Below are 19,860 nucleotides of genomic sequence, written 5' to 3' on the forward strand. Positions count from 1 at the left end.
CTGATCCTCTACGCGCATTTTACAGGGCGAGCTTTACGAGGGCGAAAAGCCCTGCAGCGATCAACGTGTAGGAAAACGCCGTAACCGCCATCAGCGTCAGTTTCTCTGCAACGCCGTGCACATAGTCTTCGATTGCAACCTGCGCCTCGCGCATCAGGTGAATGATGACCACTACAAGGGTCAGTCCTGTCACGATCGCGGGGAAGGGTCGGCTGTAATAGGCCAGCACTTCTTCGTATGTGCCGCCCAGGCCGTTGGCAAATGTGATAACAAAAAGCGGAACCAGAATGACCAGCGCCGCCGAGCTGACCATCATTTGCCAATGATGATGCGTGCCCTGCCCTCCGGCACCCATGCCTTCTGCGCGCTTGCGTTCGGTAAGATATTGCATAGCCATCCCTCCTTAGACCGCGACCGCTGTGATCAGGGCCAGAACCGTCGCCAACACAAACATGCCGATGCCCAGTTTTTCCGAAACCTGAACATTCAGGCAGTACCCGAGATCCCAGATCAAATGGCGAAGACGACCAAGCATGTGATAGAAAAGCGCCCAGGCCGCACCAAACATAACGAGGTCGCCCAGAAAGCTCCTCATCAATCCGTCGATGAAATTGAATGCGCTTTCCGATGTCGCTGCCGCAAGCAGCCACCAGACCACGAGCACAGAAAGAAGCAAAGCCGCAATGCCGGTGATGCGCACCATGATCGAGGACACGGACGTCATTTGCGGACGGTATATCGTCAGATGTGGTGAAAGTGGGCGGTTGCCCCGATTTACATCGGCCATGTTGGCTCCTTTTCGGTTGGCTACCGAACGTTTTACTGTTTTTTGCGACTCTGTCACGCGCTGCAGGTGCAAAAAAGAGCAAAATTGGCCTAAAAGCACCTATAAATCCAAAACGTGATCACACGAAATATTCTCGTGATCACAAATACCATTCCCCCCTTGCAATGTTAGCGTTTTCAATGCCGAAGCATTGTGATCACGAATCTCCGCCCTGGTCACCTCAGGTCCGCTGTTTGTTGCGTCACCTCGCGCAGCAGCTTTTTTCGAATTCTTTCGGGATAATCGGCGAACCCCGCAGCTGAGACGACGAACGCACCTTCGCCAACAATCACGTTCTCAAAAAAATAGGCCGTCAGGTCAGGCTCGCTTTCTTCGATCGCGATCGCATTAACGGTCACACCCCGATGTCGCAAAAGCGCGTGTAGCTCCGAAGGTTCAACACCTTCGTTGGATATTCCGTCACCGGAGATGTCGATCAAATGCCTTTTGCATTCCGACACCGCGTCAAAGCTGGCCATTGTAGTTTCCAGAGCTTCACCAATCGCTGTTGAGAAATTCCGCCACACACGCGGGTCTGTCGCCACCTGCCCTGCAAACCGGTCTAGCGTTTCAAAACTGTCGATGTAAGTCCAAGGAATTGTTGTCCTCTGACGCGATGCACCGGTCCACTGAACCAGCATGAGCCGCGCCTGCCCCCGCACCAGCGCCTCGGACACCACCGGATCGCGCAATCCTGCGGCCAGGCCATCCATCTGAATGCGATATTCCTTTGTGTCCACCGAGCCTGACACATCAACCGCCAAAGCCAACGCGAGATCGCAGGCGACCGATTGGGTAGCAAACAAAGAAGCAAGAGTTGCTGCACGCAAAATATGCATGCCCCAACCCTAGCACAGATGAATGAAACTCAATTCAAATTCTCATCAGGGGGCAATTTCGCGAAGCCAGCCTTCAAACTCAGAGCAAATCGTGATCTCAGTCCGCTCAAGATCATAATACGCGTTTGCCTCACCACAGTCTTCAACCGTCACCTTCAAGGTCTGTGGCAAACGGAAGTTCTGGTTCAGGGCGGCAACTTCTTCCGAGATGATCTGTTCGGTCAAACTGGAAGTGCCACCAGCGTAACGAATGGATGTGCCTGAACCTTCAATTTCGTCGAACACCGGACCCCAGCTGCTGTTGGCCAGATCAAATTCTTCTTCGCAGCTATCCTGACGTTCTTCTGGCAGCTCCAGATCTTCAATCATATCCGATCGCGCATCCATGTCTGCGCCGACGAACAGGCAGACAAGGTTATAATATCGCTGCAAATCGGGTCCGTGTACGTCCCACCATGCTATATCGCTTCCGGCAGCATGCGCCTCACCTAAAAACCCAAAGGCCGCATCATAGGCTATGCTGACTGCATATTCCTCTTCAAAGAAGGCATCAATCAGCAGGATCGACGCGACATCTGCAGCGTCCTCTTCCTGTCCGAACACAGGTAGTTTCAGGATGTCGATCAACGCATGCCCGAGTTCGTGATAGAAGATCGACAACAGATTGGCTTCGACAAAATCATCGGTATCAGCCGCAACCGGAGCCGCAATCATCGAAGCGCAAAAGGCAATACGTTTCAACATCTTAATATCTCTGTTCTACTTTGGAACAAGTACCCAGACATCCAGATCAAGTAGCACGTTGGGCAGGTATTTTCCGTTTTCATCCTTCAACTCAAACGGTGCTCCGCCCTTTGTTGCAACCAATCGCAGCCGCAGCGCGCCGACCCCAGGGGTATCTGTGTCGGCCTTATCCAGAACCTCGGACCATGCTTTGACCGTGTCGCCAGCGAAACATGGGTTGGCATGCGCACCGCCGTTCAGACCAACGATCATCTGGGCATTGGCGAGACCATTGAAAGACAAGGCCCGCGCCATCGAGATGACATGGCCGCCATAAATCAGTCGTCCTTCCGGGCGGAATGTCAGGTCGAAATGCACTTTGGCGGTGTTCTGCCACAGACGGGTGGCGAGCATGTGCTCGGCCTCTTCAATCGTCACGCCGTCCACATGATCGATCAATTCGCCTGTTTTGTACTCATCCCAGCGGTGAGATTCGCCGGATTGTACAAAATTGTAGTTTGAGAAATCGAGGCCTTGCGGCACCACCAGATCCGCTGGATCGAGTACCTTTTTCAATTCGGGCACCACTGTTTCCGGTGCAGGTGCGTCGAGGTTCGATTTGCGAACCATGACCCAGCGAACATATTCGATCACCACCTCATCGCGCTGGTTCAGTCCGCGGGTTCGCACCCAAACGACACCGGTTCTCCCGTTCGAATTCTGTTTGAGGCCGATCACCTCGGATTCCGAGCGCAACGTGTCGCCGGGATAGACCGGTTTCAGCCAGCGACCTTCGGCATAACCTAGATTGGCAACCGCGTTCAGAGAGATATCCGGCACCGTCTTGCCAAACACCACATGGAAGGCGGCCAGATCGTCAATCGGGCTTTCAGGCAATCCACAATTCCGGGCGAACTCATCCGAGGAATAAAGCGCATGGCGCGCAGGATAGAGCGCGTGATAGAGCGCGCGTTCTCCTACAGTGACGGTGCGGGGTACTGCATGGTGCAGCACCTGTCCGACCGAATAATCCTCGAAGAAGTGACCCGGATTTGTTTTTGCCATTATTGCTGTCCCAGTTTCATGTCGGGTGAATAGTCGGCCTCGACCTCTTTGGTCACGGCCTGCGCGCAGCGCATCATGCGGCTGTTTTCGTCATAGGCGTAGGATGGGTCGCCATACAGCTCCCAGCCTTTTGCCAATGCGTCCGACACTTTGTGGCAGAAGGCGGATGTGTCTTCCTCGGTCAGCAGACGATAGAGTTTTGCCATGGTGTCAGATCCTTATGAAGGGAACGGTGACGGGCCGACCAGCCCGTGAATGTATCCGATGATGCCCATCAGCACGATCGAGGCCACAAAGAACACCGCATCCTTGCCATAGGTCCCGGGTTCGCCGGGCGTCCAGTCGGGCTCGGATTTGTTGATCACGATCACTTCGACCACAGCCCAGGCCAACAACCCGCCAAACAGGATGATCGAAGCCAGATCGCCATTCACCAGAAGATGCGCAAAGGCCCATAGTTTGAACCCACCAAGCATCGGGTGGCGCATCTTGTTCAAAACACGCCCTTTGGTTCCGGCGGGGCTCAACATGAAGATCGCGATCAACACCAGCAGGTTGTTGATGTGAATCATGAAACTTGGCGGGGCCCAGACATAGATGAAGTCGGTCATGCGATAACCGAAAATCATCAACAGGATCGACGCCACCAGCGCCAGCGCGACCACGCCCTTGCCGGCATCGCCCATCGCAGCGCGACGTTCAGGCATCACGCGTTTGAACAGGTGCGCGGCCCACCATAGTGCCACGCCGAGAATCAGAAGAACAAAGCCCATGCTGGCTTACCCCGCTTGCAAAGCTGTAATTGCCTCCGCTTTTGCCAGAATTTCGCGGGCAGTTACAACGTGCAGGTTTTCAACGATCTTACCGTCAACCACAGCCACGCCCTGCCCCAGTGCTTCGACCTCTTCGAACGCGGCGATCTGACGACGCGCCAGATCAATCTCGGAATCGGACGGGGCAAAGGCCGCATTGGTGACATCCACCTGCGCGGGATGGATCAGGGTCTTGCCGTCAAAGCCCATATCGCGCCCTTGTGCGCATTCTGCAGCCAGCCCTTCTTCATCCTTGAAGGCGTTGTAAACACCATCGACGATGATCAGACCCTCGGCCTTTGCCGCCAGCAGGCACAGACCCAGCGAGGTCATCAGAGGCACGCGGTCAGGGCGGAAACGGGTTTGCAGTTCCTTGGCCAGATCGTTGGTTCCCATGACGAAACCAGCCATCAGTGGATGTGCCGCAATCGCCGCCGCGTTCAGCATTCCGCGCGGGGTTTCCATCATCGCCCAGATTGGCATGTCGCCAGTGATTGCAGCCAGGTCATCAACATCGGCAGCACTTCCGACCTTGGGCAGCAGCACAACGTCTGCGTCCATCTCGCGCACCGCTTCGGCATCCGCGCGACCCCATTCGGTATCCAGACCGTTGATTCGCACGATCTTGACGCGCGATCCGTATCCGCCTGCTGCCAATGCAGCCTTGAGCGTCTCGCGCGCATTGTCTTTTTCATCTGCCGCGACGGCATCTTCGAGATCGAAAATGATCGCATCCACAGGCAGGTTGCGCGCTTTTTCCAGCGCCCGCTCTTTCGAGCCGGGAATATACAGAACCGAACGATATGGGCGCTGACGCGGGTCCATGGGCTTCTCCCATTGAAATAATGTTGCGCGGAATGGGGCATTTTTTGTCGGAAAGTTCAAGCGCAAAATCGCCGCAACGCAGCATTCGGGACGCAACGTGCGTTCTCTTAACCGAATTTCGGTCTGGTCGCGGCAGCCTGAATGCCAGTTGGGATCGAAAGGGGTCAGAGATGAAAAAGACGCTGTTCAAGATGACGATGGGCCTTGGAATAATGGTTCTGGCCGCGCAACAGGTCCAGGCCCGCAATTGTGCGCCGCGGGATGAGGTGATCAAGCGTTTGACCGAAACCTATGGCGAAACCCGTCAGGGAATTGGCATCGCGCGCCGGGGCGCGGTGATGGAGGTTTATGCCTCGGACCAAAGCGGAAGCTGGACGATCACGGTGACGTTGCCGGATGGGATGACCTGCCTGGTGGCCTCGGGTCAGGCCTATGAGGCGATGGCCGAAGTACTGCCGCCGAATGTCTAAAGCTCAGGTCAGAGCGTCCCAGATCAGCTTGCTGCCGGTCAAGGTCAGCAGGACATAGGCGATGCCAAAAAACAGGCGTTCGGACAGCATGAAATGTGCCCGTACGCCCAGCCAAGCCCCTAGGATCGCAAACGGCGTCAGCAGCAAATCGGCCCATGCCGTATGCCATGTGAACATCCCCAGATAGGCATAAGGCACGAATTTCGCGATGTTGATGACCCAGAAAACCAGCACTGTGGTGGCCTGAAATTCGGTCTTCGACAGGCGTTGCGACAGCAGATAGACAGCGGCGGGCGGGCCACCTGCATGACTGACAAAACTGGTGAACCCCGCAACCAGGCCGGCAAACAAGCCCGCAGGAGGCGGCAACCGGTTGGCAAAGCCGCGCACCCAACCCTTGGTCTGCGCGATGTGCCAGACGACAAAGCCGACAGATATCCCTCCAATCAGCAGACGCAACAGATCATCATCGGTCGCGCGATAGAGCCACGCGCCCAGTACCACACCCGGCACGGCACCGAGCATCAGCAATCGGGAATCCGGCCAGCTCCAGCGTTTCCAATAGGGTCCCAGCGTCGCCACATCGATGACCATCAGGATCGGAAGCATCAGGGCAAGTGCCTGTCCGGGTTCCAAAATCAGCGCCAGAATCGAAGAGGACGCAAAGGCCACGCCGGACCCGAACCCGCCCTTTGAAATGCCTGCAAAGATCACGGCCGGGATCGCCACAGCAAAAAACATCAGGTTCAATTCGAACATGGCCCGGCCCCGGAAACGGCTTGTTTCGCAAGCCCTTTAGCGCAACCAGCATGACACTTGCAAACGGTATGCGGTCGCATGCCGCGTCGCAGAACCCTTGCACGATGCCGTTTTAACGACTAGCAAAACCGCGATTTCAAAACCGACCGGAGATATTCCAAATGGCCAGACCCAAGATTGCGCTGATCGGCGCGGGGAACATCGGCGGCACGCTTGCGCATCTTGCAGCTGTCAAAGAACTGGGTGACGTTGTCCTCTTCGACATCGCTGACGGGCTGCCGCAGGGCAAAGCGCTCGACATCGCTGAATCCGGCCCCTCCGAAGGGTTCGATGCGTCCATGTCCGGCACCAGCGACTATGCCGACATCGCAGGTGCAGATGTTTGCATCGTCACCGCCGGCGTTGCGCGTAAACCGGGCATGAGCCGCGATGACCTGCTGGGCATCAACCTGAAAGTCATGAAGTCGGTTGGCGAAGGCATCGCAGCCCACGCACCCGACGCATTCGTGATCTGCATCACCAACCCGCTGGATGCGATGGTCTGGGCTCTGCGCGAATTCTCGGGCCTGCCGCACAACAAAGTCTGCGGCATGGCAGGCGTTCTGGACTCGGCTCGTTTCGCACACTTCCTGTCGGAAGAGTTCAACGTTTCTATGCGCGACGTCACCGCCTTCGTTCTGGGCGGCCACGGCGACACGATGGTACCATCCGTCCGTTACTCAACCGTTGCCGGTATCCCGCTGCCCGATCTGGTCGAGATGGGCTGGACCACGCAGGACAAGCTGGACGCTATCGTTCAGCGCACCCGTGACGGCGGTGCCGAGATCGTTGGCCTGCTGAAAACCGGTTCGGCCTACTACGCGCCTGCCACTTCGGCGATTGAAATGGCCGAAGCCTATCTGAAAGACCAGAAGCGCGTACTGCCTTGCGCCGCATACTGCAGCGGTGAGCTGGGCGTCGACGGTCTGTATGTAGGCGTTCCAACCGTCATCGGTGCCGGTGGCGTCGAGCGGATCGTGGACATCAAGCTGAACGAAGACGAGCAGGCCGGTTTCGACAACTCGGTCAACGCAGTCAAAGGCCTGATCGAAGCATGCAAGGGCATCGACAGCTCGCTGGCGTAAGTTCAACGTCTAAGTATTCTGAGACCGGCCCTGATTTGGGCCGGTTTTCTTTTGGCAAGTCACAGTCCCGATCAATGCGCGGGTCGTGAATGTTGGCGCAAACGCCGCAAATGCCTTTTTTGAATGTGTTTTCTCAAGCAGTATCCGGGCATTCGAATCAAATCCAACCCTCACGACACTTTGTGATCACACGCAAAAAACCTGTGATCACAAATACTGAAAATCTTCGTGAAAAACCTCTTTTTCATCAAAAAACCCTTTAAACTTACCCGCTAGACACGCCTATATCGGTTAAATCGCAGTCAGACGGGACAGTTTCGATGAACATTCACGAATATCAGGCCAAAGCCCTCCTTCGCAGCTATGGCGCACCGGTGTCCGATGGTCGCGCCGTGTTGCGCGCCGAAGAAGCCAAAACCGCAGCAGGTGAGCTGGATGGCCCGCTTTGGGTTGTCAAAGCACAGATCCACGCAGGTGGTCGCGGCAAAGGTTCGTTCAAAGAGGCCGATGCCGGTGAAAAGGGCGGCGTTCGTCTGACCAAGTCGGTTGAAGAAGCCGCTGAAGAAGCCAAAAAGATGCTGGGCCGCACACTGGTCACACATCAGACCGGTCCGGCAGGCAAGCAGGTCAACCGCATCTACATCGAAGCCGGTTCAGGAATCGAACGCGAACTGTATCTGGCGCTGCTGGTGGATCGTCAGACCAGCCGCATCTCGTTCGTCTGCTCGACCGAAGGCGGCATGGACATCGAAGAAGTTGCCGCTGAAACCCCTGAGAAGATCCTGTCCTTCTCGGTCGATCCGGCAACCGGATATCAGCCTTACCATGGCCGCCGCATTGCGTTCTCGCTGGGCCTGGAAGGTGCACAGGTCAAGCAATGCGTCAAGCTGATGGGTCAGCTGTACAAGGCCTTCGTCGAGAAGGACATGGAGATGCTGGAGATCAACCCGCTGATCGTAGCCGAAGGCGGCGACCTGAAGGTACTGGACGCCAAGCTGGGCTTTGACGGCAATGCGGTCTACCGCCACCCCGACATCGCCGAACTGCGCGACACCACCGAGGAAGACCCCAAGGAACTGGAAGCCTCCAAGTACGACCTGAACTACATCGCGCTGGATGGCGAGATCGGCTGCATGGTCAACGGGGCAGGTCTGGCGATGGCCACGATGGACATCATCAAGCTGTACGGGGCTGAGCCTGCCAACTTCCTCGACGTGGGTGGCGGCGCGACCAAAGAGAAAGTGACCGAAGCGTTCAAGATCATCACCTCAGACCCGCAGGTCAAAGGCATTCTGGTCAACATCTTCGGCGGCATCATGCGCTGTGACGTCATCGCCGAGGGCGTTGTAGCTGCGGTGAAAGAAGTTGGTCTGAAAGTACCGCTGGTCGTACGTCTGGAAGGCACGAATGTCGAGAAAGGCAAAGAGATCATCAACAATTCGGGTCTGGACGTGATTGCGGCGGACAACCTGAAAGACGGTGCCGAAAAGATCGTAAAGGCGGTTAAGGGTTAAGTTTGTGATAGTTGGTATCAAAACTACAATTCTGGCATGTGCGGTTGCCCTGGCTGGCTGCGCGCCCTCGCCAGAAAGGATTGCCACCGCATCTTTCTCGCTCTCGGAAACCAATCAACCTGTTCAGCTCTTTACTGACGCTTGTCTGAAAACACTTCCGAACTTTGATAGTTTCCCAAGCGTCGTAGAAAAACGTGGCTTGACCCCTGCTGAGAAAAAAGGAGGCATCACAGCCTACAAAGCACCTGGTGAAAAATTGCTGACGGTGACGTCGGCAGAGCTTGGGGACAAATCAGCATGCGGCGTTGGATTTCTTGGATCAGAGAATAGCGCCGAAATTGGCACTCTTTTCTTGCAGGAAGCTACAAAACGCACAGGTGGCAAACCCCGTGAAAAATTTCCGAGCTCCAGATTCGCCTATGCGTATCAACTCAGAAACGGCAGCGTCATGACATACGAAGTCAATCAAAAAAGTGGTCAAATTCGGCACATCGTTTTGATCTCAAAACCGGCAACCCGGGAAGAGGTTGATGAGTACATTTACAATTGATGCTCAACAAGAAGGCGAAAGCACTTTCGCCTTCTTGAACGAATGCCAACGGAAAATACCCACCCAATTCGAAGGAGAACGCCAAATGGCAGTCCACATCGACGAAAATACCAAAGTGATCTGTCAGGGCTTTACCGGCTCTCAAAACAGATTGCATTGGATGCGGACTGCCTGATCTGACTGGAAACGTAACCCCATGAGCATCCCCATCTTCCTCATAGGCCTCGAACGCGCCACCGGGCGGGCGCGTTTGATGGAACAGGAACTGCAAAAGGCAGGCCTGTCGGCAACGCGGGTCAATGCAGTCGACTGCGATGCCGCAACCCGCGAGGATTTCCTGCGCGATTGCAGCAGCGAAGGACCCTGGGGATATTTTCAGACCAAGGACATGGCTTGCACACTGAGCCATGCCAAGGCGTGGGAAGCGGTGATTGCCTCGGGTGCCGAGCAAGCACTGATTCTGGAAGATGACGTGTTCCTGACGCCTGAACTGGCGACATGGCTCAACGATCCGTCCTGGTGGCCCGAGGATGCGGATATCGTTCGGTTTGAACGCTGGCGCAGCACCAAGCTGTATGTGGCGCTCGGGCGGAAACGCCAATCCCATCTGGGGCGCGAGATCCGGCTGATGAAGTCGCGACACCCCGGTGGCGCGGCCTATGCCCTGACCCGCAAGGCGGCACAGCACTTTCTGGCGCAGAAGCCGTTTGACATCACGCTGGATGGCCTGCTGTTCAACCCGTCGGCGTCGGCCGCTGCGCGCCAGATCAACACCTATCAGGTGATCCCCGCTATGGTCGAACAGGGCAATGAGGCGCCCGGCGAGCATCAGATGGGCTCGCCGCGCCATCGCCCCAAGGGCTGGCCCCTGCTGCGCCAGAAGATCCGGCGCGGCATTGCCGAAATCGATGGCGGAGCCCGCACCATCGCCAATCTGGCGCTTGGTCGCGCCACGCTCGAAAAAATTACTTACGCGCCGCAGGTTCTGCCGGACGCGCAACCCAATCAAACCAGCATCGCCTAAGGAAAGGGACAACATGGCAGTCCTCATCGACGAAAACACCAAGGTCATCTGTCAGGGCTTCACCGGCTCGCAGGGTACATTCCACTCTGAACAGGCCATCGCCTATGGCACCAAGATGGTCGGCGGTGTGACCCCCGGCAAAGGCGGAATGGAGCATCTGGGCCTGCCCGTGTTCAACTCGGTCCACGAAGCCAAGCATGTGACCGAAGCCAATGCCAGTGTGATCTACGTTCCTCCGCCCTTCGCGGCAGACTCGATCCTCGAAGCGATTGACGCCGAGATGGAAGTGATCGTCTGCATCACCGAAGGCATCCCGGTTCTGGACATGATGAAGGTGAAGCGCGCGCTGGAAGGCTCAAGCTCGCGTCTGATCGGCCCGAACTGCCCCGGTGTCATCACGCCGGATGCCTGCAAGATCGGCATCATGCCCGGCCACATCCACAAGCGCGGCTCGGTCGGTGTTGTGTCGCGTTCCGGCACCCTGACTTATGAGGCCGTGAAACAAACAACTGACGTAGGACTGGGCCAGTCCACCTGTGTGGGCATCGGCGGTGACCCGATCAAAGGCACCGAGCATATCGACGTGCTGGAATGGTTCCTGGCCGATGACGAGACCGAGTCGATCATCATGATCGGTGAGATCGGTGGCTCGGCCGAAGAAGAAGCCGCCCAGTTCCTGGCGGATGAGGCCAAGAAGGGCCGCAAGAAGCCGACCGCCGGTTTCATCGCAGGCCGCACAGCCCCTCCGGGCCGCCGCATGGGCCACGCGGGCGCCATTGTCGCCGGCGGCAAGGGCGGTGCCGAGGACAAGATCGAAGCCATGCGCTCGGCCGGTATCGTCGTGGCCGAAAGCCCGGCGCAGCTGGGTGAGGCTGTGCTGGAAGCGATTGGGTAATGGCAATCCGTCCCTCCAAAAGCGCTGAGCGCAGCGCGCGACCCTGGGTGGGAGCTGAAAGCACCTTCCCGGGGGGAGGGTCGGGCGCTGCCCGGCGTTCACGCCGGGCGGGTGGGTGCTGATGGGACCAAAACACGCCATATCGACGGGTTTCAGAAAAGCCTTTGTCTTTTCGGGCAGAGCAACGCGCACCGAGTTCTGGTGGTTCGCGCCCGTGGCTGCCGTGCTGCCGCTGGCTGTAGCATTGAACATTGACTGGCGCGTTTCCTTAGGATGGGGAAGTGTGCAGTTGCTTTTGGTAATGGCGGCTTCTACCCCTTTGCTTTCGGCTATGAGCCGACGGTTACAGGATACTGGCGAAGAGGGTCAGCAAGCCGTGTATCCTTTTTTGCTGATTATCCTCGTCTGGCTCGGATATCAGGTCTGCTTGGGGTTTAGTTTGCTGATAGGTGGACCGGTTTTGTGGCTGATCTTGGCATTTCTGACCCTTGGGCCAGTTTTTCTGGCGGCAATCTTAGCGAGTGTGATGATAACAGCAAACATCGTGGGAATGATGCTTGTCGCGTCTGAGCCCAAGAGTAATAGATTTGGTGTGCCATGCGGAGACGTGCCCGCATGACCTTCTCCGACGCCATCCGCACCTGTTTCTCCAAATTTTTCACTTTCTCTGGTCGTGCCTCACGGCCCGAATACTGGTTCTTTTTCCTGTTCATCGTGATCTGGAACATCATTGCTGGCATCATCGACTGGCAGTTCTTCACACAGGTCTCGGTCACCCAAACGGATGAGGTCAAATCCGTTGCCGCCACGTCCCGGCAACCGGTCCAAAGCATCGTCGGTCTGATCGTCTTCATCCCGCATCTGGCGGTGGCGTTCCGGCGGATGCATGATACCGGTCGCAGCGGGCTTTATGCCCTGCTCCCGATCCTGCTGATTGTGGGCGCGTTTGCCGTTCTGATCTTTGGCATTGGCATCGCCAGCCAGTTTCACGGTGGCACGTTGGACATCCTGTTCACGCGGGCCACACTGCTTATCGTCATTCCGACATTGCTGGTTCTGGCAGTGTCGCCCCTTCTGGTTCTGTGGTGGCTGACCCGCCCCAGCCAGCCAGGCGCCAACCAATACGGTCCCAACCCATATGAGGTCGCGCAATGAGTTTCAGACAGGCCGTCAAGACTTGCTTTAGAAAGTACATCACGTTCTCAGGCCGCGCATCGCGCGCCGAGTACTGGTATTTCTGGCTATTCTTCCTGCTCGTTTCGGTCATTCTGATGCTTGTGAATTCTGCTTTGTTCGGACCTGAGATCATTGTCACCGAAGAAACCGTGTTTGCAGCGGATGGCAGTCAAAGTGTCCAGAGAAACCTCAGGCACAGTTACAATGGAGGGCTCGTGGGGACGGCCTTTTCCCTCCTGGTTTTTCTGCCCGGGCTAGCAGTGGCATGGCGTCGTTTGCATGATACCGGCCTTAGTGGTTGGTGGGTGCTCGCCCCTTTTGGCCTCACAATGGTGACGGCCCTGTCCTTGGTCCTTAGCTCCATCGGCTGGACCGCAATGGTGGAAGCCCTTGCAGCTACTGGCCACGTGACAGTTCAAGGGGGAACGGGCACAGCAATCCTCGCTCTCGTAGTCTTTGCATCGTTCCTGATGTTGCTCTTCTGGCTCTGCGCAAAATCGCAACCTGGCCAAAACAAATACGGTCCCAACCCATATGAGGTAACCCAATGACCGAACATTCGCCCAACTCAGCCTTTCATGCCTCAAGCTTTATGCAGGGGCATAATGCCGAATATCTGGAGCAGCTTTATGCCCAGTACACAAAGGACCCGAATGCGGTAGATGCCGCCTGGGCCGAATTTTTCAGGCAAATGGGTGACGCCACACCGGATGTGCAGAAAGAGGCCGAGGGACCATCCTGGGCGCGCACCGACTGGCCTCCGATGCCGACCGATGATCTGACGGGTGCGTTGACCGGGGAATGGGCCGAGGTCGATGCCAAGGCCGCCGGAAAGAAGATCAAGGACAAGGCCGCCGCCAAAGGTGTTGAGGTCAGCGAGGAGCAGGTCAAACGCGCCGTGCTGGACAGCCTTCGGGCGCTGATGCTGATCCGGGCCTATCGTATTCGCGGACATCTGGCCGCCGATCTGGACCCGCTGGGCATGCGCGCCGCCAGCACGCATCCTGAGCTGGACCCGAAAACATACGGTTTCACCGATGCGGATATGGATCGCCCGATCTTTATCGACAACGTGCTGGGCCTGCAGATGGCCTCAATGCGGCAGATCGTCGAGATCGTGAAACGGACCTATTGCGGCACGTTCGCGCTGCAATACATGCACATCTCGAACCCGGAAGAGGCCTCGTGGCTGAAAGAGCGGATCGAGGGGTATGGCAAGGAAATCGCCTTTACCAAGGAAGGACGTAAGGCGATCCTGAACAAGATGGTCGAGGCCGAAGGGTTCGAAAAGTTCCTGCATGTGAAATACATGGGCACCAAGCGCTTTGGTCTGGACGGCGGCGAAGCGCTGATCCCCGCGATGGAACAGATCATCAAGCGCGGTGGCGCGCTGGGTGTCGAGGATATCGTGATCGGTATGCCGCACCGCGGGCGTCTGAACATTCTGGCCAACGTGATGGGCAAGCCTTATCGCGCCATCTTCAACGAATTCCAGGGCGGCAGCTTCAAGCCCGAGGATGTGGATGGATCGGGTGACGTGAAATATCACCTCGGTGCCTCCAGCGATCGGGAGTTCGACGGAAACTCGGTTCACCTGTCGCTAACTGCGAACCCCTCGCACCTTGAAGCCGTGAACCCGGTTGTTCTGGGCAAGGTCCGCGCCAAGCAGGACCAGTTGAACGATACGGATCGCACTAAAGTGATGGGCATTTTGCTGCACGGTGATGCGGCCTTTGCCGGTCAGGGTGTTGTGGCCGAAGGCTTCGGTCTGTCGGGTCTTCGCGGTCACAAGACCGGCGGCACCATGCATATTGTGGTGAACAACCAGATCGGCTTTACTACTGCGCCGCATTTCTCTCGCTCCAGCCCGTATCCGACGGATATTGCACTGATGGTTGAGGCGCCGATCTTCCACGTGAACGGCGACGATCCCGAGGCGGTCGTTCATGCGGCCAAGGTCGCAACTGAGTTCCGCCAGAAGTTTCACAAGGACGTGGTCATCGACATCTTCTGCTATCGCCGGTTTGGTCACAACGAGGGCGATGAGCCCATGTTCACCAACCCGATCATGTACAAGAAGATCAAGACCCATAAGACCACGCTCAGCCTCTATACCGAGCGTCTGGTCAAGGACGGCCTGATCCCCGAGGGTGAGATCGAGGACATGAAAGCCGCCTTCCAGGCTCATCTGAACGATGAGTTCGAGGCCGGCAAGGACTACAAGCCTAACAAGGCCGATTGGCTGGACGGACGCTGGTCACATCTGGACAAGAACAAGGAAGAATACGTACGCGGCGACACCGCCATTGCACCGGAAACTCTGGCCGAGGTCGGGAATGCCCTGACCCGCGCGCCCGAAGGGTTTGCCCTGCACAAGACTGTCGGCCGTCTGCTCGATCACAAGAAACAGATGTTTGAGACCGGTCAAGGATTTGACTGGGCGACTGGTGAAGCGTTGGCATTTGGCTCCTTGCTGACCGAAGGCTATCCGGTGCGTCTCTCTGGGCAGGATGCGACGCGCGGAACGTTCAGTCAGCGCCATTCCGGATTTATCCATCAGGAATCCGAGGAACGGTACTATCCCCTGAACAACATCCGCTCGGGCCAGTCGCATTACGAAGTCATCGACTCGATGCTCAGCGAATATGCGGTTCTGGGTTTCGAGTACGGCTTCTCGCTGGCGGAACCCAACGCGCTGACCCTGTGGGAGGCGCAGTTCGGCGACTTTGCCAACGGTGCGCAAATCATGTTCGACCAGTTCATCAGCTCGGGCGAAAGCAAATGGCTGCGCATGTCTGGGCTGGTCTGCCTGCTGCCACACGGGTTCGAAGGGCAAGGCCCCGAACACTCATCCGCGCGGCTTGAGCGGTTCTTGCAGATGTGCGGTCAGGACAACTGGATCGTGGCGAACTGTACAACGCCTGCGAACTACTTCCACATCCTGCGCCGTCAGCTGCACCGCACCTTCCGCAAGCCGCTGATCCTGGTGACCCCCAAATCGTTGCTGCGCCACAAACTGGCCGTCAGCACGGCCGAGGATTTCACCACCGGCTCCAGCTTCCACCGGGTGCTGTGGGATGACGCGCAGAAGGGCAACTCGGACACCACGCTGGTTGCGGATGACAAGATCAAGCGTGTGGTGATGTGTTCGGGCAAGGTCTACTACGACCTGCTGGAAGAACGTGATGCGCGCGGCATCGACGATGTCTACCTGCTGCGGATCGAACAGTTCTATCCGTTCCCTGCGCACTCTCTGATCAATGAGCTGGAACGCTTCAAACAGGCAGAAATCGTCTGGTGTCAGGAAGAGCCGAAAAACCAGGGCGCGTGGACATTCATCGAGCCCAATATCGAATGGGTGCTGACCCGTATCGGCGCCGATCACAAACGGCCGCGCTATGTCGGTCGCGCAACATCGGCCTCGCCCGCGACGGGTCTGGCCAGCCAACACAAAGCCCAACAAGAAGCGCTGGTGAACGAAGCGCTGAGCATTGAAGGAAAGTAAACGATGTCGATTGAAGTTCGTGTTCCCACGCTTGGCGAGTCGGTAACCGAAGCCACGGTTGCGACATGGTTCAAGAAACCCGGCGACGCAGTTGCCGTGGACGAAATGCTGTGTGAGCTGGAGACCGACAAGGTCACAGTCGAGGTTCCGTCGCCCGCCGCCGGCGTGATGGGTGAGATCGTGGCCGCCGAAGGTGAAACCGTTGGTGTCGATGCCCTGCTGGCAACCATTGCCGCTGGCGAAGGCGCGGCTCCTGCGCCCGCTGCTGCTGCGCCTGCCCCGGCCGCAGCACCCGCCGCCTCGGGTGGCAGTGTTGACGTGATGGTGCCTACCCTGGGCGAGTCGGTGACCGAGGCAACCGTTTCGACATGGTTCAAACAGGTAGGCGACAGCGTCGCGCAGGACGAGATGCTGTGTGAACTGGAAACCGACAAGGTCTCGGTCGAGGTTCCCGCTCCGGCAGCAGGTGTTCTGGCAGAGATCGTGGCCCCGGAAGGTGCAACTGTAGATGCAACGGCGAAACTGGCGGTGATCTCAGGTTCAGCAGCGGGTGCCGCTGCAGCACCAGTGGCGGCTGCGGCTGCTACACCAGCCGCGACGGCAAGCACCGGCAAGGACGTGGCAAATGCCCCCTCTGCCGAGAAAGCCATGGCTGAGGCCGGATTGTCGGCAGATCAGGTCACAGGTACCGGTCGTGATGGCCGCATCATGAAAGAAGATGTTGCGCGTGCCGTTGCAACGGCTGCGGCCCCTGCGCCTGCAGCAGCGCCCGCCCCTGCAGCTCAGGCCCCACGCGCACCAGTTGCGGCCGAGGACGAGGCCCGCGAGGAACGTGTCCGCATGACACGCCTGCGCCAGACCATCGCAAAGCGTCTGAAAGATGCGCAAAACACTGCTGCGATCCTGACCACCTACAACGAGGTGGACATGACCGAGGTGATGGCCCTGCGCAATCAGTACAAGGACCAGTTCGAGAAGAAGCACGGCGTACGTCTGGGCTTTATGTCATTCTTCACCAAGGCCTGCTGTCACGCGCTGAAAGAGGTTCCCGAAGTCAACGCCGAGATCGACGGAACGGACATCATCTACAAGAACTTCGTTCACATGGGTGTGGCTGCTGGCACGCCGCAGGGTCTGGTTGTGCCGGTCATCCGCGATGCTGACAGCATGTCATTTGCGGCCATCGAAAAAGCTATCGCCGAAAAAGGCAAACGCGCCCGCGAAGGCAAGCTGAGCATGGCCGAGATGCAGGGCGGCACGTTCACCATCTCGAACGGTGGTGTCTATGGCTCGCTCATGTCCTCGCCGATCCTGAACCCCCCGCAGTCCGGCATTTTGGGCATGCACAAGATTCAGGACCGTCCGATGGTCATCAATGGCGAAATCAAGATCCGTCCAATGATGTATCTGGCCCTGTCTTACGACCACCGGATCGTTGACGGTAAAGGCGCCGTGACCTTCCTTGTTCGCGTGAAAGAGGCGCTGGAAGATCCGCGCCGCCTGCTGATGGATCTGTAATCATGGCGACACATGTACTCTGGCAGGCCGATGTGGCCGATTTCGATGTCTGGCTGAAGGTGTTTCAGGAAGACAAACCGATGAGGGAGGCCGCGGGCATTCGCGATCTTCACATCTGGAAAGACCCGGATCAGAAGGACCATGCCGTCGCGCTGTTCGAGATCACGGATCTGGATCGCGCACAGGATTTCATGGAATCCGAGGAGCTGGCGATGCATCACGAACGTGGTGGGGTTGCTCACATCCAGATCAAGGTGCTTGATCCTGTCTGAAATCCGCATTCGCGCCTCATTCAGGGGCGCGAAGTTCACTCGTAATCCGATGATTTGTACCAACTCAGGGGGAACTGACGGATGACCACGGAGCTTACCGTTTTGACCCTTGCTGGATTGCTCTGGGTGGTTCAATTCACGGCCTACCTGGCTGCGGGTCATGGCAAAATCGACCTAGGCCACGCCATTGGCCCACGGGATACCCCATTTGACAAACCCGGTGTCTGTGGCCGTCTGCATCGCGCGCTCAGCAACCATACCGAAGGGTTGGTTCTGTTTGGAATCGCGGCACTTGTCCTGACGGTCTCGGGGCAATCCAGCGGATTTACCGCCGCCTGCAGCTGGATTTATCTGATCGCCCGAATTCTATACGTCCCGGCCTATGCGTTCGGCTGGACACCCTGGCGTACGGTGATCTGGATCGTTGGTCTGCTGGCCACCACCGCAATGTTGCTGGCTGCTGTTCTTTGAGACGGCCACCGGCATAGATTAATCATAAGGGGAACGGCCCTGGCGCAATCGGTACTGCCGCCATCCCCGCAAACGATAAGGACCTGACATATGGCAAACTATGACGTTATCGTAATCGGCGCCGGTCCCGGCGGCTATGTCTGCGCCATCCGCTGTGCCCAGCTGGGGCTCAAGACGGCTGTGGTCGAGGGGCGTGAAACACTGGGCGGCACCTGTCTGAACGTGGGCTGCATCCCGTCCAAGGCCCTGTTGCATGCCAGCCATCAGCTTCACGAGGCTGAGCATAACTTTGCCAAGATGGGTCTGAAGGGCAAAAGCCCCTCAGTCGATTGGAAACAGATGCAGGCCTACAAGGACGAGGTGATCGACGGAAACACCAAGGGCATCGAATTCCTGTTCAAGAAGAACAAGATCGATTGGCTGAAAGGTTGGGGGTCGATCCCTGCCGCTGGCAAGGTCAAGGTGGGTGATGAGGTTCACGAAGCGAAAAACATCATCATCGCTTCGGGATCGGAACCATCGTCGCTGCCCGGTGTAGAGGTGGACGAAAAGGTCGTCGTAACCTCGACAGGTGCGCTGTCACTGAACAAGATCCCGAAAAAGATGGTGGTCATCGGTGCAGGTGTCATCGGGCTGGAACTGGGCTCGGTCTATCAGCGTCTGGGGGCTGAGGTGACCGTGATCGAATTCCTCGACGTCATCACGCCGGGTATGGATCCAGAGGTTCAGAAAACCTTCCAGCGTATCCTCAAGAAGCAGGGCCTGAAATTCGTCATGGGTGCTGCAGTGCAAAAGACCGAGGCCACCAAGACCAAGGCAAAGGTGACATACAAACTGCGCAAGGATGACAGCGAGCATGTGATCGACGCCGACACCGTGCTGGTCGCAACCGGGCGTAAACCATTCTCGGATGGTCTGGGCTTGGAGGCACTGGGTGTTGAGATGACACCACGCGGCCAGATTAAGGTTGGCGCTGATTGGCAAACCAACGTGCCGGGTATCTATGCCATCGGCGATGTAACCGAAGGCCCGATGCTGGCGCACAAGGCTGAGGATGAAGGCATGGCTGCCGCCGAGCAGGTCGCGGGCAAACATGGCCATGTGAACTATGGCGTCATTCCGGGCGTGATCTACACCTGGCCCGAGGTCGCCAATGTTGGTGAGACCGAAGAGACGCTCAAGGAACAGGGCCGCGCCTATAAGGTCGGCAAGTTCATGTTCATGGGCAATGGCCGCGCCAAGGCAAACTTGATGACCGATGGGTTTGTGAAAATCCTCGCCGACAAGGAGACCGACCGTATCCTGGGCGCGCATATCATCGGCCCAGCAGCGGGTGATCTGATCCACGAGGTCTGCGTCGCAATGGAATTCGGTGCATCAGCCGAGGATCTGGCCCTGACCTGCCACGCCCACCCGACCTATTCCGAAGCCGTACGCGAAGCTGCGCTTGCCTGTGGCGACGGACCGATCCACAGCTGAGTTTCCCGATCCC

At 57.4% G+C, this 19,860-nt stretch carries 23 protein-coding genes; 14 read left to right on the plus strand and 9 right to left on the minus strand.

Annotation, left to right across the window (positions count from 1 at the left end; genetic code table 11):
* Nucleotides 1-19: 19 nt before the first annotated feature.
* The 8 genes from sdhD to ACR0IO_RS10450 form a co-directional block, all read right to left on the minus strand.
* Complete coding sequence (gene sdhD, locus ACR0IO_RS10415) at nt 20-391, minus strand: succinate dehydrogenase, hydrophobic membrane anchor protein (protein ID WP_155149862.1); 372 nt, start codon at nt 389-391, stop codon at nt 20-22.
* 12 nt (nt 392-403) lie between these two features.
* Nucleotides 404-787 carry a succinate dehydrogenase, cytochrome b556 subunit gene (sdhC, locus tag ACR0IO_RS10420; protein ID WP_155149860.1) on the minus strand — a complete coding sequence of 128 codons (384 nt, stop codon included), beginning with the start codon at nt 785-787 and terminating at the stop codon, nt 404-406.
* Between the two features lie 215 nt (nt 788-1,002).
* The gene (locus tag ACR0IO_RS10425) at nt 1,003-1,665 is read right to left on the minus strand and encodes a DUF1194 domain-containing protein (RefSeq protein ID WP_155149858.1); all 663 of its coding nucleotides are present in this window, start codon (nt 1,663-1,665) and stop codon (nt 1,003-1,005) included.
* Between the two features lie 45 nt (nt 1,666-1,710).
* A complete protein-coding gene (locus ACR0IO_RS10430; RefSeq protein WP_480741438.1) occupies nt 1,711-2,409 on the minus strand; it encodes a DUF4344 domain-containing metallopeptidase in 699 nt (232 codons plus the stop codon).
* A 15-nt stretch (nt 2,410-2,424) separates the two neighbouring features.
* Nucleotides 2,425-3,453: a MaoC family dehydratase gene (locus ACR0IO_RS10435; protein ID WP_480741440.1), complete on the minus strand. Its 1,029-nt coding sequence runs from the start codon at nt 3,451-3,453 to the stop codon at nt 2,425-2,427.
* Entirely contained in the window at nt 3,453-3,659 is a 207-nt protein-coding gene (locus ACR0IO_RS10440; protein ID WP_170332370.1) for a DUF1737 domain-containing protein, read from the minus strand. The genes ACR0IO_RS10435 and ACR0IO_RS10440 overlap by 1 nt, the downstream gene beginning before the upstream one ends.
* Before the next feature lie 12 nt (nt 3,660-3,671).
* Nucleotides 3,672-4,226 carry an NnrU family protein gene (locus ACR0IO_RS10445; protein ID WP_480741442.1) on the minus strand — a complete coding sequence of 185 codons (555 nt, stop codon included), beginning with the start codon at nt 4,224-4,226 and terminating at the stop codon, nt 3,672-3,674.
* Nucleotides 4,227-4,232: 6 nt separating this feature from the next.
* Nucleotides 4,233-5,090, minus strand: a complete 858-nt coding sequence (locus ACR0IO_RS10450) for an HpcH/HpaI aldolase/citrate lyase family protein (protein WP_480741445.1) — start codon at nt 5,088-5,090, stop codon at nt 4,233-4,235.
* Between the two features lie 170 nt (nt 5,091-5,260).
* Here ACR0IO_RS10450 and ACR0IO_RS10455 point away from each other — a divergent pair, with 170 nt between their 5' ends.
* Nucleotides 5,261-5,560, plus strand: coding sequence for a hypothetical protein (locus tag ACR0IO_RS10455; RefSeq protein ID WP_480741447.1), 300 nt, complete (start codon nt 5,261-5,263; stop codon nt 5,558-5,560).
* Between the two features lie 3 nt (nt 5,561-5,563).
* On the opposite strand, the gene ACR0IO_RS10460 is transcribed toward ACR0IO_RS10455, so the two are convergent.
* Nucleotides 5,564-6,319 (minus strand): sulfite exporter TauE/SafE family protein, encoded by a 756-nt coding sequence (locus ACR0IO_RS10460; RefSeq protein WP_170332378.1) that lies wholly within the window; start codon nt 6,317-6,319, stop codon nt 5,564-5,566.
* A gap of 161 nt (nt 6,320-6,480) precedes the next feature.
* Between ACR0IO_RS10460 and mdh the strand changes: the two genes are divergently transcribed.
* From mdh to lpdA, 13 genes are all read left to right on the plus strand, one after another.
* Entirely contained in the window at nt 6,481-7,443 is a 963-nt protein-coding gene (gene mdh, locus ACR0IO_RS10465; RefSeq protein ID WP_155149842.1) for a malate dehydrogenase, read from the plus strand.
* A 320-nt stretch (nt 7,444-7,763) separates the two neighbouring features.
* A complete protein-coding gene (gene sucC, locus ACR0IO_RS10470; RefSeq protein WP_155149840.1) occupies nt 7,764-8,957 on the plus strand; it encodes an ADP-forming succinate--CoA ligase subunit beta in 1,194 nt (397 codons plus the stop codon).
* 4 nt (nt 8,958-8,961) lie between these two features.
* Entirely contained in the window at nt 8,962-9,507 is a 546-nt protein-coding gene (locus ACR0IO_RS10475; protein WP_480741451.1) for a hypothetical protein, read from the plus strand.
* Between the two features lie 196 nt (nt 9,508-9,703).
* Entirely contained in the window at nt 9,704-10,531 is an 828-nt protein-coding gene (locus ACR0IO_RS10480; protein ID WP_480741454.1) for a glycosyltransferase family 25 protein, read from the plus strand.
* A 13-nt stretch (nt 10,532-10,544) separates the two neighbouring features.
* Complete coding sequence (sucD, locus tag ACR0IO_RS10485) at nt 10,545-11,426, plus strand: succinate--CoA ligase subunit alpha (RefSeq protein WP_117870362.1); 882 nt, start codon at nt 10,545-10,547, stop codon at nt 11,424-11,426.
* Nucleotides 11,427-11,547: 121 nt separating this feature from the next.
* On the plus strand, nt 11,548-12,045 hold the full coding sequence (locus ACR0IO_RS10490; protein ID WP_480741456.1) for a DUF805 domain-containing protein: 498 nt from the start codon (nt 11,548-11,550) through the stop codon (nt 12,043-12,045).
* Nucleotides 12,042-12,581, plus strand: a complete 540-nt coding sequence (locus ACR0IO_RS10495; protein WP_480741458.1) for a DUF805 domain-containing protein — start codon at nt 12,042-12,044, stop codon at nt 12,579-12,581. The genes ACR0IO_RS10490 and ACR0IO_RS10495 overlap by 4 nt, the downstream gene beginning before the upstream one ends.
* Nucleotides 12,578-13,153 (plus strand): DUF805 domain-containing protein, encoded by a 576-nt coding sequence (locus ACR0IO_RS10500; protein ID WP_480741461.1) that lies wholly within the window; start codon nt 12,578-12,580, stop codon nt 13,151-13,153. The genes ACR0IO_RS10495 and ACR0IO_RS10500 overlap by 4 nt, the downstream gene beginning before the upstream one ends.
* On the plus strand, nt 13,150-16,107 hold the full coding sequence (locus tag ACR0IO_RS10505; protein ID WP_480741463.1) for a 2-oxoglutarate dehydrogenase E1 component: 2,958 nt from the start codon (nt 13,150-13,152) through the stop codon (nt 16,105-16,107). Before ACR0IO_RS10500 ends, ACR0IO_RS10505 begins: the two co-directional genes overlap by 4 nt.
* Nucleotides 16,108-16,110: 3 nt before the next feature.
* On the plus strand, nt 16,111-17,625 hold the full coding sequence (gene odhB / locus ACR0IO_RS10510; protein ID WP_480741464.1) for a 2-oxoglutarate dehydrogenase complex dihydrolipoyllysine-residue succinyltransferase: 1,515 nt from the start codon (nt 16,111-16,113) through the stop codon (nt 17,623-17,625).
* Between the two features lie 2 nt (nt 17,626-17,627).
* On the plus strand, nt 17,628-17,897 hold the full coding sequence (locus ACR0IO_RS10515; protein WP_155149827.1) for a hypothetical protein: 270 nt from the start codon (nt 17,628-17,630) through the stop codon (nt 17,895-17,897).
* Nucleotides 17,898-17,978: 81 nt separating this feature from the next.
* The gene (locus ACR0IO_RS10520; RefSeq protein ID WP_480741466.1) at nt 17,979-18,368 is read left to right on the plus strand and encodes an MAPEG family protein; all 390 of its coding nucleotides are present in this window, start codon (nt 17,979-17,981) and stop codon (nt 18,366-18,368) included.
* A gap of 90 nt (nt 18,369-18,458) precedes the next feature.
* A complete protein-coding gene (gene lpdA / locus ACR0IO_RS10525) occupies nt 18,459-19,847 on the plus strand; it encodes a dihydrolipoyl dehydrogenase (RefSeq protein ID WP_480741468.1) in 1,389 nt (462 codons plus the stop codon).
* Nucleotides 19,848-19,860 lie beyond the last annotated feature (13 nt).

The sequence above is a fragment of the Ruegeria sp. CE12 genome (assembly GCF_056537525.1).

What these genes read in the sequence shown, in the direction of transcription:
- sdhD (WP_155149862.1), bottom strand. Translation starts at nt 391, where the DNA reads ATGCAATATCTTACCGAACGCAAGCGCGCAGAAGGCATGGGTGCCGGA.
- sdhC (WP_155149860.1), bottom strand. Translation starts at nt 787, where the DNA reads ATGGCCGATGTAAATCGGGGCAACCGCCCACTTTCACCACATCTGACG.
- ACR0IO_RS10425 (WP_155149858.1), bottom strand. Translation starts at nt 1,665, where the DNA reads ATGCATATTTTGCGTGCAGCAACTCTTGCTTCTTTGTTTGCTACCCAA.
- ACR0IO_RS10430 (WP_480741438.1), bottom strand. Translation starts at nt 2,409, where the DNA reads ATGTTGAAACGTATTGCCTTTTGCGCTTCGATGATTGCGGCTCCGGTT.
- ACR0IO_RS10435 (WP_480741440.1), bottom strand. Translation starts at nt 3,453, where the DNA reads ATGGCAAAAACAAATCCGGGTCACTTCTTCGAGGATTATTCGGTCGGA.
- ACR0IO_RS10440 (WP_170332370.1), bottom strand. Translation starts at nt 3,659, where the DNA reads ATGGCAAAACTCTATCGTCTGCTGACCGAGGAAGACACATCCGCCTTC.
- ACR0IO_RS10445 (WP_480741442.1), bottom strand. Translation starts at nt 4,226, where the DNA reads ATGGGCTTTGTTCTTCTGATTCTCGGCGTGGCACTATGGTGGGCCGCG.
- ACR0IO_RS10450 (WP_480741445.1), bottom strand. Translation starts at nt 5,090, where the DNA reads ATGGACCCGCGTCAGCGCCCATATCGTTCGGTTCTGTATATTCCCGGC.
- ACR0IO_RS10455 (WP_480741447.1), top strand. Translation starts at nt 5,261, where the DNA reads ATGAAAAAGACGCTGTTCAAGATGACGATGGGCCTTGGAATAATGGTT.
- ACR0IO_RS10460 (WP_170332378.1), bottom strand. Translation starts at nt 6,319, where the DNA reads ATGTTCGAATTGAACCTGATGTTTTTTGCTGTGGCGATCCCGGCCGTG.
- mdh (WP_155149842.1), top strand. Translation starts at nt 6,481, where the DNA reads ATGGCCAGACCCAAGATTGCGCTGATCGGCGCGGGGAACATCGGCGGC.
- sucC (WP_155149840.1), top strand. Translation starts at nt 7,764, where the DNA reads ATGAACATTCACGAATATCAGGCCAAAGCCCTCCTTCGCAGCTATGGC.
- ACR0IO_RS10480 (WP_480741454.1), top strand. Translation starts at nt 9,704, where the DNA reads ATGAGCATCCCCATCTTCCTCATAGGCCTCGAACGCGCCACCGGGCGG.
- sucD (WP_117870362.1), top strand. Translation starts at nt 10,545, where the DNA reads ATGGCAGTCCTCATCGACGAAAACACCAAGGTCATCTGTCAGGGCTTC.
- ACR0IO_RS10490 (WP_480741456.1), top strand. Translation starts at nt 11,548, where the DNA reads ATGGGACCAAAACACGCCATATCGACGGGTTTCAGAAAAGCCTTTGTC.
- ACR0IO_RS10495 (WP_480741458.1), top strand. Translation starts at nt 12,042, where the DNA reads ATGACCTTCTCCGACGCCATCCGCACCTGTTTCTCCAAATTTTTCACT.
- ACR0IO_RS10500 (WP_480741461.1), top strand. Translation starts at nt 12,578, where the DNA reads ATGAGTTTCAGACAGGCCGTCAAGACTTGCTTTAGAAAGTACATCACG.
- ACR0IO_RS10505 (WP_480741463.1), top strand. Translation starts at nt 13,150, where the DNA reads ATGACCGAACATTCGCCCAACTCAGCCTTTCATGCCTCAAGCTTTATG.
- odhB (WP_480741464.1), top strand. Translation starts at nt 16,111, where the DNA reads ATGTCGATTGAAGTTCGTGTTCCCACGCTTGGCGAGTCGGTAACCGAA.
- ACR0IO_RS10515 (WP_155149827.1), top strand. Translation starts at nt 17,628, where the DNA reads ATGGCGACACATGTACTCTGGCAGGCCGATGTGGCCGATTTCGATGTC.
- ACR0IO_RS10520 (WP_480741466.1), top strand. Translation starts at nt 17,979, where the DNA reads ATGACCACGGAGCTTACCGTTTTGACCCTTGCTGGATTGCTCTGGGTG.
- lpdA (WP_480741468.1), top strand. Translation starts at nt 18,459, where the DNA reads ATGGCAAACTATGACGTTATCGTAATCGGCGCCGGTCCCGGCGGCTAT.